Origin of the sequence: Sphingobacterium sp. UBA7253 (assembly GCF_002472745.1) — a bacterium.
Classification (GTDB): Bacteria; Bacteroidota; Bacteroidia; order Sphingobacteriales; family Sphingobacteriaceae; genus Sphingobacterium; species Sphingobacterium siyangense.
In genome coordinates this window covers 2,674-5,851 of sequence record NZ_DKSP01000144.1, presented here as the reverse complement: position 1 = coordinate 5,851, position 3,178 = coordinate 2,674, and the positions used below count along the sequence as shown (strand labels likewise).

Below are 3,178 nucleotides of genomic sequence, written 5' to 3'. Positions count from 1 at the left end.
ACAAAAGTTTCCTTTTCCTTAAAGTAATTCATGGATTTGTTCATCAGATCAATCTTGTCCGCTTTCTCCAATTCAAACGTTTCGTCTAATTTTTCCTGAACAAAGTTCTTATACACTTTCAGGTAATTCCCCGTTTGATTGAAATTATCGTTACGCACGCGAAGCTGCAGAAACTCGTCTTTCCAATATACAGCCTCCTGTTGACGGTTTGTCTGATCGAGCACCAGCACCTTATAACCTTCTTCTTCTTCTACATTAACAATAATACAGCCCTTGTCCAGTTTATTGATATTGATCGCCTCCTGCTCATATTCCAACATAAAAGCACCTTGCTCCGGATATACTTTCAGATAAGTCTCTTTATTCTCAGATTTGAAGATACCAATCGCATCATGTTCTTCCCCCTCGATCTGTACATTCTTTAAGGCAACTACATACACCTCTCCAGCTTTAATTTTAGGATGGTCGGATACCTCATAAAGGTGTTTTGAAATTTGTTGGGAAAAATCATGAAATGGAAGCTGCTCCTTAAAATACTGTCTTGCAAAATAGAAAATCTCATTCAGCTCCAACTCTCCATTGGGATGATATAAGCGATATACTTCATTCACCTTTGCAAAAGGGCTCATAAAATACTGCATCAGGAGTCCAGGTAACACGTCATCTCCTTCAAGAGATACCGGGGCATCCGACAAAATATAAAATTCATCTTGCGCTTTATTGCCTACACGATGAATAGATAACGCTTCAAAAGTTGCATCTTGGTGAAAAAACATATTTCTTATCTTATAAATTATATATATCTATTGCTATTCTAAAAGTCTGACAATGTGCATTGACAATATCTTTAATTTCAGGAGAATAACCTCCGCCCATACTTACTTGAACAGGGATATTGTGTTTATGGCACATTTGAAAGACCAATTCATCTCTTCGATGACAGGTACTGCTGCTTAAGTTCAATTTGCCCAGCTTATCTGTTTCCAAAATATCGACCCCAGCCTGGTAGAAAACGAAATCAGGCTCAAATTTCCGAAATACATCAGCCAAATTTTCTTCCAATAAAGTGAGATATTCCATATCCATAATATGATCTGCTAAGCCAATATCCAAATGGGAACGCTGTTTGACAAAGGGATAGTTTTTCTCACCATGCATTGAAAAGGTAAACACCTGGTTATGCCCCTCAAAAATATGGGCGGTACCATTTCCTTGGTGCACATCCAGGTCAATGATGAGGATACGGCTAGCATATTTATACTTCAACAAGTAGCCGGCGGCAGTCGCTTGATCATTCATCAGACAGAAGCCTTCACCAAAATCATAACCGGCATGATGTGTCCCCCCTGCAATGGAAAAAGCAACACCATACTCAAGTGCATATTTGGCACTTCGGATCGTCCCATCAAGGATATATCGCTCCCGATCAACAAGGCTTTGACTTAATGGAAAACCTATTCTACGAACCATCTTGGAATCCAAAGTAAGCTCAAACAACTGCTTTACATACACTGGATCATGGACCAAACAGCATGTCTCAAAACTCGCGAGTTCAGGACTGAAAAAACTTGACTCCTCTGCCAGACCTTCATGTTTTAACTGTAAAGGAATCAACTCGTATTTCAGCATCGGAAATCGATGCCCCTCTTTGACGGGGTGGACAAATTCTTGACGAAAAGCTATCTTAAGCACCTTAAAATCTTCTATTACTCATGCGAAGATAAGAAAAAGATCTTTTGGAGTTATATGAGAAAAAGGGCATCTTTGAGAAGAAACAAAACAGCAAGCCAATGTTATGTTGCCATAACAGCATACTTGTATTCGATCATAAATTTATATTCTTCAAAATAAATGGAAACAACTAATTTGCCCCAATTGTCTGCCATGGAACAACGTGTACTAGGCTCACTAATCGAAAAATCAAAAGTAACTCCAGAATATTACCCAATGACAATCAACAGCTTACAAGCTGCTTGTAATCAAAAGACTTCCCGCAAACCGGTTGTACAATATACAGAAGAAGATATTATTGCGACATTGGATATATTAAAGAAAAAGGGCTTAATCTCGACAGTTGTTGGCGGTGGATCTCGCGTAACAAAGTACAAACACAATTTTGCCATACAATTTCCACTGGTTCCCTCTGAATTAACCATTGTCTGTTTATTGCTACTCAGAGGACCGCTGACCGCCGGCGAAATTAATTCAAACTCCGGAAGACTTTATGAATTTGAATCGTTGGGCGAAATCAATGAACAATTGGAAAAATTGGCACAAGAAGGCTATCTTAAGTCCTTACCTAAACAAATGGGTCATAAAGAAGTCCGCTACATCCATTTATTAGGAGAAATCAATCTGGAGGCCTATGAAAATAGTGGTCCGGTGAGCGGCTCCTCGAATGACCAGATCTTACTCGATCGAATTGGACAATTGGAACAGGAAGTTGCAACATTGAAACAGCAATTTCAGGATCTCTGGGATGAATTACATTAATTGCTCATGTCGCAAACAATAGATTCAAAAGACGAAATATCCAAAGCAACCTTGTGGTTGATGACCATCGCCACAGGCTTAGTTGTCGCCAATAATTATTACAATCAACCATTATTGGGCTTGATTGCCAAAGACCTACATATTGACGAGGCTACGGTCAGTAATTCGGCCATGTTAACGCAGATCGGATATGCCTTTGGCCTGTTACTGATCGTTCCTTTAGGGGATATGTTTAAAAGAAAGAAAATGATCTTGATCGATTTCTTTTTCATTATTTTTTCTTTGGTAGGCATGGCCATGTCCACTTCTATCCTATCTATCTTGCTATTCAGCTTTCTGATAGGTTTCACGTCTGTTATTCCACAGGTTTTTGTGCCCATGGCAGCCGAACTTGCGAGCAAAGAAAAGCAGGCTTCAGCGATAGGTATGGTTATGTCGGGTCTGCTGATCGGTATATTACTCTCTAGGGTTGTAAGCGGGTTTGTCGGCTCCTACTTTGGCTGGCGCGAAATGTATTGGATAGCGTCAGCAATTATGGTCATTACAGCCATCACCATCGCATTGAAGCTACCAGAGGTACTGCCTAATTTTAAAGGTTCTTATAAGGAATTGATGCGATCAGTCTGGAACTTTGCCAGGAAACAACCTGTATTACAGTTGGCTGCTTTTCGTGGAGCCATGGGAT

Annotated in this window: 4 protein-coding genes; 2 read left to right on the top strand and 2 right to left on the bottom strand. The window is 39.9% G+C overall.

Going from position 1 to position 3,178, the window contains the following annotated elements; translation table 11 throughout:
• Nucleotides 1–776, bottom strand: a 776-nt coding sequence (locus B2X72_RS14955) for a nucleoid-associated protein (protein WP_286850303.1), incomplete at its 3' end; no start/stop codon positions are given.
• A 10-nt stretch (nucleotides 777–786) separates the two neighbouring features.
• Nucleotides 787–1,692: a histone deacetylase family protein gene (locus B2X72_RS14950; RefSeq protein WP_286850302.1), complete on the bottom strand. Its 906-nt coding sequence runs from the start codon at nucleotides 1,690–1,692 to the stop codon at nucleotides 787–789.
• Between the two features lie 159 nt (nucleotides 1,693–1,851).
• On the opposite strand from B2X72_RS14950, the gene B2X72_RS14945 reads away from it, so the two are divergent.
• Nucleotides 1,852–2,493, top strand: coding sequence for a YceH family protein (locus tag B2X72_RS14945; protein ID WP_145328650.1), 642 nt, complete (start codon nucleotides 1,852–1,854; stop codon nucleotides 2,491–2,493).
• Nucleotides 2,494–2,499: 6 nt separating this feature from the next.
• Nucleotides 2,500–3,178: MFS transporter (locus B2X72_RS14940; RefSeq protein ID WP_286850299.1), on the top strand; the 679-nt coding region annotated here is incomplete at its 3' end.

What these genes read in the sequence shown, in the direction of transcription:
- B2X72_RS14945 (WP_145328650.1), top strand. Translation starts at nt 1,852, where the DNA reads ATGGAAACAACTAATTTGCCCCAATTGTCTGCCATGGAACAACGTGTA.